Source organism: Candidatus Hydrogenedentota bacterium, from assembly GCA_018005585.1.
Taxonomy (GTDB): domain Bacteria; phylum Hydrogenedentota; class Hydrogenedentia; order Hydrogenedentales; family JAGMZX01; genus JAGMZX01.
On record JAGMZX010000009.1, the window covers coordinates 58,706 to 73,463 of the forward strand.

Annotated in this window: 12 protein-coding genes; 7 read left to right on the forward strand and 5 right to left on the reverse strand. The window is 62.9% G+C overall.

The features are described from left to right. Window positions 1-107: 107 nt before the first annotated feature. Together rpoD and dnaG are read right to left on the reverse strand one after the other, a co-directional pair. Window positions 108-1,868: an RNA polymerase sigma factor RpoD gene (rpoD, locus tag KA184_03010; GenBank protein MBP8128523.1), complete on the reverse strand. Its 1,761-nt coding sequence runs from the start codon at window positions 1,866-1,868 to the stop codon at window positions 108-110. A 128-nt stretch (window positions 1,869-1,996) separates the two neighbouring features. After that, window positions 1,997-3,760 (reverse strand): DNA primase, encoded by a 1,764-nt coding sequence (gene dnaG, locus KA184_03015; GenBank protein MBP8128524.1) that lies wholly within the window; start codon window positions 3,758-3,760, stop codon window positions 1,997-1,999. 345 nt (window positions 3,761-4,105) lie between these two features. Here dnaG and KA184_03020 point away from each other — a divergent pair, with 345 nt between their 5' ends. The 3 genes from KA184_03020 to KA184_03030 all read left to right on the forward strand — a co-directional run bounded on the left by KA184_03020 (window position 4,106) and on the right by KA184_03030 (window position 7,261). Continuing rightward, on the forward strand, window positions 4,106-5,134 hold the full coding sequence (locus KA184_03020; GenBank protein ID MBP8128525.1) for a Gfo/Idh/MocA family oxidoreductase: 1,029 nt from the start codon (window positions 4,106-4,108) through the stop codon (window positions 5,132-5,134). Between the two features lie 36 nt (window positions 5,135-5,170). Further along, complete coding sequence (locus tag KA184_03025) at window positions 5,171-6,154, forward strand: ABC transporter permease (GenBank protein ID MBP8128526.1); 984 nt, start codon at window positions 5,171-5,173, stop codon at window positions 6,152-6,154. 159 nt (window positions 6,155-6,313) lie between these two features. After that, window positions 6,314-7,261, forward strand: a complete 948-nt coding sequence (locus KA184_03030; GenBank protein ID MBP8128527.1) for an alcohol dehydrogenase catalytic domain-containing protein — start codon at window positions 6,314-6,316, stop codon at window positions 7,259-7,261. 42 nt (window positions 7,262-7,303) lie between these two features. Here KA184_03030 and hisS read toward each other — a convergent pair whose 3' ends face one another. The 3 genes from hisS to KA184_03045 form a co-directional block, all read right to left on the reverse strand. Further along, on the reverse strand, window positions 7,304-8,755 hold the full coding sequence (hisS, locus tag KA184_03035) for a histidine--tRNA ligase (protein MBP8128528.1): 1,452 nt from the start codon (window positions 8,753-8,755) through the stop codon (window positions 7,304-7,306). 131 nt (window positions 8,756-8,886) lie between these two features. Then, window positions 8,887-9,036: a hypothetical protein gene (locus KA184_03040; protein ID MBP8128529.1), complete on the reverse strand. Its 150-nt coding sequence runs from the start codon at window positions 9,034-9,036 to the stop codon at window positions 8,887-8,889. A gap of 34 nt (window positions 9,037-9,070) precedes the next feature. Beyond that, complete coding sequence (locus KA184_03045; GenBank protein MBP8128530.1) at window positions 9,071-9,229, reverse strand: hypothetical protein; 159 nt, start codon at window positions 9,227-9,229, stop codon at window positions 9,071-9,073. Window positions 9,230-9,448: 219 nt separating this feature from the next. On the opposite strand from KA184_03045, the gene KA184_03050 reads away from it, so the two are divergent. The 4 genes from KA184_03050 to KA184_03065 form a co-directional block, all read left to right on the forward strand. Then, window positions 9,449-10,123, forward strand: a complete 675-nt coding sequence (locus KA184_03050; GenBank protein ID MBP8128531.1) for a TetR/AcrR family transcriptional regulator — start codon at window positions 9,449-9,451, stop codon at window positions 10,121-10,123. After that, window positions 10,111-13,407 carry a methylmalonyl-CoA mutase family protein gene (locus tag KA184_03055; protein ID MBP8128532.1) on the forward strand — a complete coding sequence of 1,099 codons (3,297 nt, stop codon included), beginning with the start codon at window positions 10,111-10,113 and terminating at the stop codon, window positions 13,405-13,407. The genes KA184_03050 and KA184_03055 overlap by 13 nt, the downstream gene beginning before the upstream one ends. A 198-nt stretch (window positions 13,408-13,605) precedes the next feature. After that, entirely contained in the window at window positions 13,606-14,232 is a 627-nt protein-coding gene (locus tag KA184_03060) for a lysophospholipid acyltransferase family protein (GenBank protein MBP8128533.1), read from the forward strand. A 282-nt stretch (window positions 14,233-14,514) separates the two neighbouring features. After that, a partial coding sequence (locus KA184_03065) for a hypothetical protein (protein MBP8128534.1) occupies window positions 14,515-14,758 on the forward strand: 244 nt, incomplete at its 3' end.

The window sequence follows — 14,758 nt, forward strand, 5'->3', positions numbered from 1 at the left end:
AAGAATTCAAACGGGTTTCCCGTCAAAGAGGTATTCCCTGACAGCAGAAGCGCCCCCAAGAGCGATTCTTGGGGGCGCGCACCGTTGCAGGGCGGGCGTGCAGCGTCCTATTGATTCAGACTCCACTCGACGAATGACTTCAACTCGCGCGCGCGCGTCGGGTGGCGCATCTTGCGCAGCGCCTTGGCTTCGATCTGGCGCACGCGTTCGCGCGTCACGTTGAATACGCTGCCCACTTCTTCCAGCGTGCGCGGGTAGCCGTCACCGAGGCCGAACCGCAACCGCAGCACCTTCTCTTCGCGCTCGGTGAGTGTCGCGAGCACTTCGGAGAGCTTTTCCTGGAACACGCTGAACGCGGTGGCGTTCGCAGGGTTCTCGGCGCTCTTGTCTTCGATAAAATCGCCGAAACTCGAATCGCCTTCGTCGCCTACGGGCGTTTCGAGGCTGATAGCCTCCTGAGCGATCTTGAGGATCGAGCGCACCTTATCGGAAGACATGATCATTTCCTCCGCGATCTCTTCCGGGCTCGGTTCGCGGCCCAGCTGCTGGACCATCCGGCGGCTCGTGCGCACGAGCTTGTTGATGCTCTCGATCATGTGCACTGGAATGCGGATTGTGCGCGCCTGATCGGCGATCGAGCGGGTGATGGCCTGGCGGATCCACCACGTGGCGTACGTGCTGAACTTGTAGCCGCGCTGGTATTCGAACTTGTCTACGGCCTTCATCAGGCCGATGTTGCCTTCCTGGATCAGGTCGAGAAAGGACATGCCGCGGTTGGTATACTTCTTGCCAATGCTGACGACCAGCCGCAAGTTGGCCTCGACCAGTTCCATCTTGGCCTTGTAAATCTTTTCTTCCTTCGCCTTGACTGTGTCGATGAGGGCGTTAATTTCATCCGCGCCGAGCTTGGCGTCGGCCTCGATCTGTTCGATGCGGCGCAACGACAATTGCAGACGCCGTTCCGCGTCGAGCACGACGTCCTTATCCAGGTTATACTTGGCTGCGGCGACAGGCGAGCGGCGCACCTGCACAGCCATCTTGTGCACATCGCGCCCTTCAAACCCGATTTCGCGCTCGACCCGGTCAATCTCGTCGCGCGCAGCGTGGATGCGCCGCCTCAACCCCTTGATCTTGCGCGCGATCTTCATGATTTCTTTGGGCTTGAGACAGAACTGGCGGATGATTTCGACCTGCTTCGAGCGATAGGCATCGACGCGTTTCTTGATGTTGTCGCGGCTCTTGCGCGAAAGGCGGGAACGCCGCTGCCGCTTTTCCTGAGATTCGATGAGCACGTCGAGCGCGCCGATTTTCTCCATGAGTTCCGGCAGCCGCTTCACGAATTGGTGCTGCGTCCGCGGGTCCTCGATGTCGGTAATCTGGACAAAGCTGAGCCTGCCCGCGAGCAGGCGCGCGGCAATCATCGTGATTTCTTTGAGCGTGTAGGGCGTATGCAGGAGGACTTCAATGAGCTCCTGTTCCGCGGCCTCGATCCGCTTGGCAATCGCGACTTCCTGGTCCTTGGTCAAGAGGGGCACGCGGCCCATCTCGCGCAAATACATGCGCACGGGGTCGTCCGCCCGTTCGAGGCGGCTGTGCGCCGCTTCGCGCTTGAGTTCCTGCTTGCGTGCCTGGGCCGCCTGCTTCTTCGCCTGTTCCTGCGACTCGGTGTCGATCTTGAATTCATCTACGACCTCGACGTTCATGTCGCTCAGCGCTACCATGACCTCATCGAAGTCCACGACCGGCGCGTCTTCCGGCAGCATCTCGGCGAGTTCGTCGTAGGTTACCTTGCCCTTTTTACGAGCCTCTTCGAGCGCCTTGCGTGTCTTTTCGGATTCAATTGCCTTGGTCTTGGAAGTTACCGCCATGTGCTGTTACCACCTGAATTGTGCCCTTGCCGATTGAACCACCATTTCCGCATGTGCCGCCGGCGCCTGCGGCGGGCCGCGCAAACTGCGCCGCCTCGCACCGCCTCGCCGCGCAAGCACCTTTTCCGCTACGTAAGCCCCGTTTTCTCGCGAAGCTCCTGTTCCACGCGCACCTTTTCCTGCAAAAGCGCCACCACCCGTTCCTGGTCTTGCGCCCGTTCCGCCTCGCGGATGGCCGCCTGCAACGAGGCTGCGCGCGCGCGCAACGCCTCCTGTTCGAACCGGGACAGCCGTTTCTCAACCAGGGAGTCGGCGGCTGCGCCGCGGGGCGGCTCAGAGGTCGCCGCCGCGGTATAGAGCGACATCGCCATATCATTCTCGAAATTCGGAGTAAGTTCCGCGCCGCCCGTTTCCTCACCGAGAATTGCGCTCAGCACGTCCTTCACGGGGCCCGGCTCCAGCGTTACGGCTCGCAACGCATCCCGCGCGCGGGCGCGCAACGGCTCGCTCTGCACGAGCGCCGCCACGAAATCGATATCGTCGCGGCTCCAACGCGGACTGGGCGCCGCCTCGCGGGGCCGCACCGGCCGCTCTCCCGCTCGCCGGAACTTTTCGAATTCCCCGCGGAACGACCATTCATTCAGACCCAACTCCCGCGCACCTCGTTTCAGGTAATCATCGAGCCGCAACTGGTCCTCGATATGCTGCAGCACGGCAAACATCTCCCGCGCCACCGCGGACTTGCCCTCGATACTGCCCAGACGCGCCTGGTTCATCCTGGCGCAGAACGTGATGAAATCTGGCGCTTCCTCTACAAGACCTTGAAAGGCTTCGGCGCCGGCCTGCCGCAGGAAGTCGTCCGGGTCCTGCCCTTCGGGCAGGGCCATCGCACGCACCTGCAGGCCCGCCGCCACCAGCAACCCAATCCCGCGCAACGCCGCCTGGATGCCCGCCGCGTCGCCGTCGTATACGACCACGACATCCGCAACGTGGCGGCGGATCATGGCCGCTTGTTCCGAAGTCAAGGCCGTGCCGCATGTCGCCACGACGTTTTCGATACCGGCGTCAAAACAACGCAGCAGATCGATGTAGCCCTCGACCAGCAACACCCGTTTCTCGCGCCGTATTGCCTCCCGCGCTTCGTACAAACCGTACAGCACGCGGCCTTTCTTGTAGATCAACGTTTCGGGCGAGTTGATGTATTTCGCCTCGCCTTCGGCAAGCGCGCGGCCGCCGAACGCCACCGTATTGCCCGAGGGGTTGCGTATGGGAAATATCAACCGGTCGCGGAACATGTCGTACCAGGAACCGCGTTCGCCCCGCTTGAACAGACCGGAGGCTTCGACGACGTCCTGTGCAAAGCGTTTCTTGCGCGCCACGTCGAGGAGATTCGACCAGCCCTCGGGGGCATATCCGACGCCGAACCGTTCCACGGTTTCATGCTTCAACTTTCGCGTTTCCAGATAGCGGCGGCCTCGCTCGCCACGCTCCGGGGCCCGCAGCGTTTCCCGGTAGAAGTGCTCCGCCTGGCGGCACAACTCCATGGCCTGCGTCCGCAGGAAATCCGAGCGCTGGTCGCTGTTCGGCACGGCAGGCAGCCGCACGCCCGCGCGGTCCGCGAGCTTGTGCAGTGCCTCGGCAAAACTGAGTCCCTCGTACTCCACGATGAAGGCGATGGCGTCGCCGCCTTTGCCGCAGCCGAAACAATGGTACATTTGCCGGTCGCGGCTTACGATGAACGAGGGCGTCTTCTCGGTGTGAAAGGGGCACAGGGCCCTGAATCGCGATCCCGCCGGTTTTAGTTCGAGATATGCGCCAATGACATCGACAATGTCGATTGCCGCAAGTACTTCAGAAATGTGGTCCCGGTTGTACCTCTGCGGACTGGCCATGACCCACCAACAATAGGAATTTACCTGCTTAAACCTTTTAGTGAGAACCGGTTAACGCCCTGCCGCACCGCGAAGCGCAAGGGAGGTGTCTATGTGCAAGCATAGACCTCCCCTCGGAGTTGTCAAGCATCATAAGCTTACCACATTGCCGCCGCGCTGTCAACTCGACTCGCGTATCGGGTGATGCGCGCGTCGCTGACTGGCCTTGGCCTTCAGGCCGTGCGTCCTTGATGGAAAGCCACGGCGGGAATGGTTGCAGCCCCGTTCAGGAATGCCTACAATGTCGCGCGACTCGGGGAAATGAACCTGTCGCGGCGCGGATGTCGTGTTACGGGGAGGCATGTCATGAACAAACTCGGAGTGGGCATGGTCGGGGCCGGTTGGGTCGCCGGAGAATATCTGCGTGCTTTCTCTGCAAACCCGCACACGGAAATACGCGCGGTCTGCGCAAGGAACAAGGACCGCGCCAACGCGCTTACGGGCCAGAAGGGCGTGTCCTGCGAGATTCTGACCGACTACGAGCGGCTGCTCGCCATGGACGGCATCGATATCGTCGTGATTGCCACGCCGCCAGACTGTCATTGCGCGCAGGCCGTCGCCGCTGCGCAGGCGGGCAAGCATATGGTCCTGGAAAAGGCGATGGCAGTCGGCATCCAGGAAGCGCGCGCCATCCGGGACGCAGTGGCCAAGGCGGGCGTGAAATCGGTGGTCAGCTTCGTGCTTCGCTGGAACCCGCTTTTCGAGATCATCAAGAAGCAGCTGGCGGACGACACCATAGGCGACATCTTTTTCGGCGAGGTGGACTATTTCCACGGCATCGGGCCGTGGTACAAACTCTACGGCTGGAACGTGAAGCGGGAGGTGGGCGCCAGTTCGCTGCTTGCGGCGGGCTGTCACGCGATGGACGCGTTGCGCTGGTTCATGGGCGGTGAAGTGGCGGAGGTGTTTCAATACTCGACGTTCGGCCGCGGCGCCGATTTCAAGGAATACGAGTACGATCCCACCTCCTGCACGGTATGCAAATTCACGGACGGGCGCATCGGCAAGGTCGTCTCGTGCATCGAGTGTATCCAGCCCTACGTTTTCGACATCAATCTCGTTGGCACACACGGCACGATCCGCAATAACCAGATTTATTCGCGCGCCAAGTTCCCCGGTCAGACGTCTTGGGTTCAGGTGCCTACGGTGCTGCCGGACAGCGGCGATGTAACGCATCATCCCTTCACGGACGAGGTTGCGCACCTCGTCGATTGCATTCAGCGGGACCGGGAGAGCCACGCTAATGTGGCCGACGCCTACAAGACGCACGAGATCTGCTATGCCGCGGATTTGTCGGGGAAGGAAGGGCGGCCGGTTGCGCTGCCCTTGCCGTAACGCACTGCAAATGCCGGGGGCCAAGGGCCGGACATCATGTGGAACGAAGAAATAAAGCGGGTCGTAGCGAAGCATTCGCCGCTGTTCATCCTTGCGGGATTGTGCGTCCTGTTTGCGGTTATCTCGCCTCCGTTTCGCATGCCGCACAACGTGCAGCAGGTCATGGCGCGCACAACCTTTGTCGGCGTGCTTGCCGTGGGTCAACTGCTTGTGATCTTGACCGCGGGCATCGACTTATCCGTGGGCAGCGTGGCGGCGCTCGCGGGCATGGCCGGCTGTTTCTGCATGAAATCGGCCGGGCTGGAACAGGTCTTTGGCGATGACTCGCTCGCGCTTGCCGCGCTGGGCGTGCTCGCGGGTGCAGCCACGGGTCTCGCCTGTGGACTGACCAACGGCCTGCTGGTGGCGAAAGGCCGTATTCCGCCGTTTATCGTGACGCTGGGCATGATGATGATTGCGCGCGGCGCCGCGCGGCTGCTCTCCGGCGGAACCAACATCTCCGATCTGCCGGAAGTCTTCGCCTGGCTCGGCGGTTCGCGTGCCTGGTGGTTTCCTGTCGCAATAACGTTGACCATCACGGCAGCCGGCGCCGTGACCTTGGCCCTTGCGCGGTTTGGGCGGTATCTATATGCCGTAGGCGGCAACCGCGAAGCCGCGCGTTTGTCTGGTTTGCCCGTAGACCGGATCCGCATCGCCGCCTATGCGATTTGCGGCCTCCTCGCGGGGTTCGGCGGGATGGTCCTGGCGTCGCGCACGATGATCGGGTCGCCGAACGCCGCCGAGATGAGCGAATTGGACGCCATCGCCGCGTGCGTGATAGGCGGCGCGAGTCTGATGGGCGGCGAGGGCGGCGCGTTGACGTCGCTTGCGGGCGCGCTCATCATGGCCGTGCTCACCAATTTCTGCATTCTGATGGGCTTGAACGACAACTGGCAGCGGGTGTTGATCGGGTCGCTGATCATCGCGCTCGTCTTCTACGACAATCTGCGCAAACGGCGCGTCGGACTGCTTAAGGAATAAGCCGGACCCCGCAAAAGGAATCGCACCGTGCCTTGCCGGTTGCGCATAGGCTGTCTGTGACTTGACACCACCCGCGCAGTCCGATTGAATACCCACGACAGACCGGATCCGCCAGGAGGCCCGGTGGGCGGCCGCGGCATTGCAGAAGGAGGCCTACACATGCGCGCACTCGTGTTTGACGGCGAGTTACGGCTTGTGGAAGCGCCGTTGCCGCGCGTGAGACCCGGTGAAGCACTGATTCGCGTGCTGGTGGCGGGCGTCTGCAACACCGACCTCGAGATCATGCGGGGCTACATGCGGTTTGAAGGCATCCCCGGCCATGAGTTCGTCGGGATTGTGGAAGACGCGGAACACCGTCACCTGATTGGCAAACGGGTGGTCGGAGAGATCAACTGCGTCTGTCACGCTTGTCAGTTCTGTCAACTCGAGATGCCGCACCACTGCCTGAACCGCACGGTGCTCGGTATCCAGGGCCGGAATGGCGCATTCGCGGAGTTTCTCGCCCTGCCGGAGGAAAACCTGCACCTGGCGCCGTCCTCCATCCGGGACGATGTGGCCGTGTTCACGGAACCGGTCGCCTCCGCGTTCCGGATCGCGGAGCAGGTAGTCATCACGGGCGATGACCGCGTCGTAGTGCTGGGGGATGGCAAGTTGGGCCAGCTCTGCGCCCAGGTCTTATGGCTGCAAACGAAGAATCTGGTGTGCGTGGGCAAGCATCCCTGGAAGCTGGAAATGCTGGCCCGTCTGGGGATCGGCACGGTGCTCGCCGACGAGCCGGTCGAACGAGGGGCCGACATTGTCGTCGAGGCAACCGGTTCGGAGAGCGGCCTGGCGCGCGCGCTTGAACTGGTGCGCCCCGAGGGCTCGATCATCCTGAAGACGACCGTTCCGCGGGCGACCGCACTCGAATTCAGCGTGCCGGTGGTCAACGAAGTGCGCATTGTGGGCAGCCGTTGCGGCCCCTTCCGCCCGGCCATGGACGCGCTGGCGATGGGCAACGTCGAGGTGCGGCCCATGATCTCCGAGGTGTTCCCGCTCGCCGATGGGGTCGCCGCGCTCCGCCGCGCGCAGGATGCCGGGGTGATGAAGGTGCTGATTCAAGTGTGACGCGGGAGGCGGCGTGGGGGGGACCGCTGCCAGCAGACGCGATTATGCGCGGTGTTGATCGAGCAGAGCGCGTATTGCCGGCACCATCTCGCCGCGTGGCACCGTCACCTGCCCGGTCTTGCCCGCTTCGCGATAGGCTTCGCGGTCGACGATGTGCTCGCGCTCGGCCTTGCCCGCGCACAGATCTTTTACCGCTACGACGCCATGGGCCAGTTCGTCCTCCCCGAGAATGACGGCGACGGGAATTCCGTAGTGGTCCGCGTGCGAAAGCTGGTTGCCCATCTGCATCTTCTTCTTTGAGGCGAAGAACGTCTCGGTGCAGAGCCCTGCGGCGCGCAGTTCCGCGCCAAGCCGCAGCGTTTCCGTTTTCGGCACGTTTCCCATCGTCACCACGAGCACCTGCACGGGCGTGCTGACATCGTCGAGGCACCCCGTGTGCCTGAGCGCCGCGACCAGCCGGTCGAGTCCGACCGACATGCCCGTGCAGGGGACCGGGCGGTCCAGGAACCGCGAGACCAGGCCGTCGTAACGGCCCCCGCCCATCACGGAGCCGAATTGCGGCGCATCGGGGAGCGCCATCTCGAACACGGGCCCGGTGTAGTAATCGAGTCCACGGGCGAGGCTCGGCGTGAAGCGGGCGTGTGCCTCGTCTACGCCCAAAGCATCCAGTGCGTCCGAGAGTTCGAGCATCTCCGCAATGGCCTCTTGCGCGGCCTTGCTGTCTGGCAGCGCGGTCTCCAGCGCCGCGGCGACAGCCGCGCGGCTGCCGCCCTCAATCGCGATGAAGTCCAGGATCCGTCCAATGGTTGCGCCATCGAGCTTCGCGCCGGGAATAGGGTCCCCCGATTCGTCGACGCGCCCGGGACCGAGTTCGAGGCGTACATTGTCTGCCCCGGCCTTGTCCAGCTTATCGATAATGCGCAGTACGTGTTTCTGCCGGGCCTGCTCCGTGACCCCGCAAGCGTCCAGCAGGGCGTCGATGACCTTGCGGTTGTTGATAACGGCCGTGAAGCGTGTCGCGCCCGCGGCGCGCATGATGTCCGCCATCACGGCGATGATCTCCGCATCCACCGCAACCGTCGCGGCGCCTGCGACGTCGATGTCGCACTGCACGAACTGGCGGAAACGGCCCACGCCCGGCTTGTCCGCGCGCCAGACCGGGCCGATGGCGTAGCGCCGGAACGGCGGTTTCAATTGTTCGGGGTACTGGGCGAGCAGACGCGCGAACGGCACCGTGAGGTCGAACCGCAGCGCAATGGCTTCGTTTTCGGGGCTTTCGAAGCGGAACAGTTCCTTGTTTGCGCCTTCGCCGCCTGCGCCAAGCAGCACGTCGAGATACTCCATGGCGGGCGTCTCGACGGGCGCGAACCCGTATCGCTCGAAAACGGACTCGATTGCGCGCAAGAGGCGCTGTCTCGGGAGCACATCGCCCGGGAACAGGTCCTGGAAGCCTTTCAGCGTGCGTGGTTCAACGAATTGTCTTTTTTCGGTCATGAGAGGATTCACCCGGCGTTCAGACACAGGAGTATGCAGACAACGCTGACTCTAACAAACCCCCCCGCATGCCCTCAATGCAAGGCGGGACCGCCGCGCGCGTGCGAGCGTCTTCTATCGGGGGTTGGCAATCAGGGGACGATGCCGTTGCCTGTGCCGTTCACACCAAATATCCAGTTGACCAGCCCGGCGATCAAATGCGTAAACGCCGTCATCCAGTAGTCCAGCGCCATCGTCCAGACCTGCTCCGTCACATCGCCCCAAAAGTCACCCCAGCCCATTGAGACATGCTCCTTTGCTCGAATTTTGCAGAGACTATATGGTGATGGTCCTGCCGAACAATGCCAGAATGAACTCAATTACCTGGAAAAGCGGCAGGCTGGACAAGAGGCCCGTTCCGCGGTCGACGAGACCGTCAACGACGTCCGAGCACCAATCGTCAAACCACGCGACAAATCCGGTCCAATTCGACATGCTGCGTCTCCCCGCATTGCATTCCCTGCGTGCGCTTTGGATTTCACCCCGGCAACCCCGCCTCGCCATGGACACATGCTTGCCCGCGTTCGTATGTGCGACGATATGGTAACGGAAGGACGTTTCACGCTGCAACCGGCGCGTATTGACAGCGGCGCATTGACACGCGGCGCGCCGTCTGGTACTATTTTGAGCGAGCGCTCAGTCAGGAGATACCCCATGCCGTCCACTCAGACCGCGCACAAACGCAAATGCATACCCGCGCGTGTGAAGAACAACGAATTGGTCGAGAAGAAACGCCGCGAACTTGTCAATGCGGCCGTGGGCCTGTTCACTCGGAAGGGGTTCCACCGGACGACGACACGCGAATTGGCCGAGGCGGCGGGCTGGTCCGTGGGGCTGCTGTATGAGTACGTGAAGAGCAAGGAGGACGTGCTTTACCTGGTTTGCGAGGCGATCCACAGGGACATGGAGCATGCGTTGCGTGAGCGGATTGGGGGGGCGGCAACGGGCCGCGCGTCGCTTGAGGCGGCGATTGCGGAGTACATGCGCGTCTGCGACCGGATGCAGGACGCGATTCTGCTGATTTACCGCGAAACGGGCGCGCTGGACGCGGTATCCCGCCGCTTCGTATTGCGAAACGAAGAGCGGATCACCCGCATCTTCGAGGAAATCCTGCGCGCCGGGCGGGAAGATGGCACGCTGCGCCTTCGCGACGGCAGGGCGCTGCGGCTCATGGCGCACAACGTCGTCGTGCTCGGACATATGTGGGCGTTCCGGCGCTGGTTCCTTGCCAAGAGCTACACGGTGGATGAATACAGCCGCCAGCAGACGGCGTTGATCTTGAATGAAATGACTTCGGCAAACGAGGGATCCAGGACATGGCCGCCGTGACGCTTGCACTCGAAACGCCTGATACTTGGGTTCGCGGACCCGTCCGGGTAATAACGGCGACAGCGCTCTTTGACGGACACGACGCCGCCATCAGCATCATGCGCCGCGTGTTGCTTGAGGCCGGCGCGGAAGTCATTCATCTCGGTCATAACCGGCCGGCGCAGGAAATCGTGCGCGCGGCCATACAAGAAGATGCGGACGCCATTGCCGTGAGTTCTTATCAGGGCGGGCACATGGAATTCTTTCCCTACATGCTCGACCTGTTGCGGGAGGCCGGCGCCGGCCATATCAAAGTATTTGGGGGCGGCGGCGGCGTCATCGTGCCGCGTGAAATCCGGGAACTCGAGGCGCGGGGCGTCGCGAAGATCTATTCTCCGGAAGACGGGCGGCGCCTGGGCTTGCGCGGCATGATCGACGACTTAGTCGCGCGGACGCTGGCGGACCGGCAGGCGCTCGAGCCCGGACGCGTGTACCACCTCGATGATCAACGTGAACTGGCCCGGTATATCACCGTTCTCGAAGCCGCAAGGGCTTCCCGCGGCGTGGACGTTCTCCCCGTGAAAACGGAGATCCCGCGGGCGGGTGAATCGGATGCTCATGGCGCGGCAGGTGACATGGGCGCCGCGACGGCGGTTGTCGGCATTACCGGCCCGGGCGGCGCGGGAAAATCGTCGCTCATTGACGAATTGGCAACCCGTTTTCTCCACGATTTCGCGGAGAAGCGCGTGGCGATACTGTCGACCGACCCGACGCGCAGGCGCACGGGCGGCGCCCTGCTCGGGGACCGCATTCGCGTCAACAGCGCGGCGCATCCGCGGGTTTACATGCGGTCGCTGGCTACGCGCGCGCAGGGGGGCGAAGTCGCCGCGGTACTGCAGGAAGCGATTCTCGCCGTTGGCGCGGCAGGGTATGAACTCGTTATTGCGGAGACGGCCGGGGCGGGCCAGAGTGACGCGGCCATCGCGCCCTTGGCCGATGTGGCCGTATACGTGATGACGCCCGAATATGGGGCTGCGTCGCAACTCGAAAAGATCAGCATGCTGGACTACGCGGACCTCGTGGTCGTCAACAAGTTCGACCGGCCCGGCGCGTTGGACGCCTTGCGCGACGTGCGCAAGCAGTACCAGCGCAATCACCGTCTGTTTGAAAGTCCCGTTGAGCGCATGCCGGTATTCGGCGCGATCGCGTCGCGGTTCAACGACGACGGCGTCACGGCCTTCTACCACGCCCTGATAGATGCGCTCAATGCCAAGCGCGGACTTGCGCTGCGTTCCGAATTGCCGCGTCCCGCGTCCCAATGCTCGACGGATTCCACGGTTGTCGTGCCGCATGGTCGTGCGCGGTACCTGGCGGAGATCGCGGCGACAGTGAGGCGCTACCGCGCGTGGGCCGATAGCCAGGCGCGCATCGCGCAGGACCGCTGGCACCTGTCCAGGGCCTCGGAGCTTGTCGAAAGCGAGGCGGGGCGCGCGGCATTGCTTGAGAAGCGCGATGCGCTGGCGGCGCAACTGGACCCACGGTGCACCGGATTGCTGGACGATTTCCCGCGTTTGCGCCAGCGCTACGCGGACGAAGAACTGGTCTACGAACTGCGCGGACGCGAAGTTCGCGCGCCGTTGTACAAGGAGAGTCTTGCCGGGACCCGTATCCCGCGCGTGGCGCTGCCCCGTTTCGAGAACGAGGGCGCACTGCTGCGCTGGCTGCTGCTCGAGAACGTCCCGGGCGCATTCCCCTACACCGCGGGCAGTTTCCCGCTGAAACGCGGCGACGAAGACCCCACGCGCATGTTCGCGGGCGAAGGCGATGCGCGGCGCACAAACGCGCGGTTCAAATATCTCTCGAAGGATGCGCCCGCGAAGCGGTTGTCGACCGCCTTCGACTCCGTCACGCTTTACGGTTTCGACCCGGACGAACGGCCGGACATCTACGGCAAGGTGGGCTCGTCAGGCGTTGCCATATGCACGCTGGACGACATGCGCGAGCTTTTCGAGGGCTTTGACCTGTGCGCGCCGAATACATCGGTGTCGATGACGATCAACGGGCCCGCGACCATTATTCTGGCCATGTTCTTCAATGCGGCCATCGACCAGCAGGCAAACGCGTTTGCTCGCGGACACGGCCGCGAACCCTCGGAAGAAGAAGCGGAGCGCATCCGGGCCGGCGTATTGCGCAGCATCCGCGGCACGGTGCAGGCGGACATACTCAAGGAAGACCAGGGCCAGAATACGTGCATTTTCGGCATCGATTTCGCACTGAAAATGATGGGCGACGTGCAGGAATTCTTCATCCGGAACGACGTGCGCAATTTCTACTCGGTGTCGATCTCGGGCTATCATATCGCCGAGGCGGGCGCCAACCCGATTACGCAGCTCGCGTTCACGCTTGCGAACGGGTTCACGTATGTCGAGTACTACCTGGCCCGCGGCATGGACATCAACGCGTTCGCGCCGAACCTCTCGTTCTTCTTCTCGTGCGGCATGGACCCTGAATATGCGGTGGTCAACCGTGTCGCGCGCCGCATCTGGGCCGTGGCCATGCGCGAACGCTATGGCGGCGATGAGCGCGCCCAAAAGCTCAAAGCGCACATCCAAACCAGCGGCCGGTCGCTCCACTCGCAGGAGGTCCAGTTCAACGACATCCGTACCACCTTGCAGGCGCTGACCGCCATCTATGACCAGTGCAATTCGTTGCACACGAACGCTTATGACGAGGCGATCACGACACCCACGGAGGAATCCGTCCGCCGCGCCATGGCCATCCAGCACATCGTCAACAAGGAACATGGCCTCGCCTTTAATGAAAACCCGCTCCAGGGCTCGTTCATCATCAACGAATTGACAGACCTGGTCGAGGAGGCGGTGCTTTGTGAATTCGAGCGCATCAGCGAACGGGGCGGAGTGCTTGGCGCGATGGAACGCGGCTATCAGCGCGGCAAAATCCAGGATGAGAGCCTGCATTACGAGCATTTGAAGACGGCCGGGGCCCATCCCATCGTTGGCGTGAACACGTTTCTGAATCCGCATGCCGACCATGAAGAAGCGATCAGCCGGCTCGAATTACGCCGGGGCACCGAAGAGGAAAAACGAAGGCAGCTCGAGCGCCTGCGCGCGTTCCGGCAGCGCCACGCCGCGGCCGCGCCCGGGCGGCTGGAGGCGCTGCAACAGACCTGCATCACCGGCGGCAACATCTTCGCGGAACTCATGCAGACCGTGCGTTATTGCTCGCTCGGCCAGGTCACGCAGGCGTTGTTCGCCGTCGGCGGCCAGTATCGGCGGAACACGTGAACAGCCAGGGAATGTCCTTGCGCGGGATGTGCCGCGGTGAAGGGGAGAAGGTGTCGTACCAACACAGACGATTGTCGCGGCGTACAGCCGTCTTATCGGGGAAACCTGCACACCGGCGGGGCTGTCTAACACCAGACTCCGGCGGATGCCGCGGTAGCGCGCCTGTGTGTCAAATGTCAACCATGGAAGAATCGCACGATGCCTGATGCCCCCATGCCGGTTCATCATTATACGAAGAAGCGCACTCATTACGGCCCGTTCTCGCGCTGGCTGGGCCGCACCTTTCTGCGGGTGTTCGGCTGGCGGCTGGTGGGGCAGGCGCCGGATACGCCGAAATGCGTCGTGGCGTGCGCGCCGCACACCTCGAACTGGGATTTCGTGTACACCCTTGCCGCTGCCCTGGCTTTGAGCATGCCGGCCGTATTCATGATCAAGGACACGATCTTCCGCGGACCGCTTGGGGCATTGCTGCGCTGGCTGGGCGGGGTCCCGGTCAACCGGCGCTCCCCGGAGGGCATCGTAGACCAGATGGCACAGGTTATCCGCGAGAGCGACCGGGTCAACGTGGTCATCACCCCCGAGGGCACGCGGAAAGGCGCGGAATACTGGAAACTCGGGTTCTACCGGATTGCCGTGGCGGCGAATGTGCCCATTCTGTTTGGAATCATGAACTACAAGGAAAGATGGATTGGCGTGACGGACCTGTTCTATCCCACGGGCGATTTGGAGGCGGACTGGGCGCATATCACGGAAGTGTTTCAACGGTGCGTCGGCGTAGCGCCCCAGTACCGCCGCCGAGATGACGCCGAAAAAGGCGCTGCTTGAAGGAAGTCCTGGCGCCTATTTGCAGTAATCGGGTCTTTCGTGTGCTTTTGACGGACGGCAGGGGAAAGGTTGGCCACGTCGCGCGATGCGCTCCATTCCTTCTTCGGGGGCTTTCTTGCCGGGGCAGCCGACGGGCCCGCCGGATTGACAAAACCCGGTGATACGCGCGTGATTCCTGCGGTTGGCCAGCGGGTTCCATACGGCATTGCGCACGGCGTTCCGGCGTTGTTTTATTGCTGTCTGCCCCGGCGATACAATAGGCCGCAAAAGGGGAGACCCCATATGGCCAAGCCGCTCTGGGCCGATCGCAAGATTCTCTTCGCGCTGGGGTTGCTCCTGGCTATTCTCGTGCTTGGCCTTGCGGGCACTTGGGCGCTCTCAGAAGAAGGCCGGCGCATAACGGCGGATACTTGGGTTCGTGCCGCGCGTTCCGCGGCCGCAGGCATCGCCGCGGAAGACTTGGAGCCCTTGAGCACCGGGCCGGGAGACAGCGGAGCGCCCGCATTCGAGCGTGTCCGGCAGCATT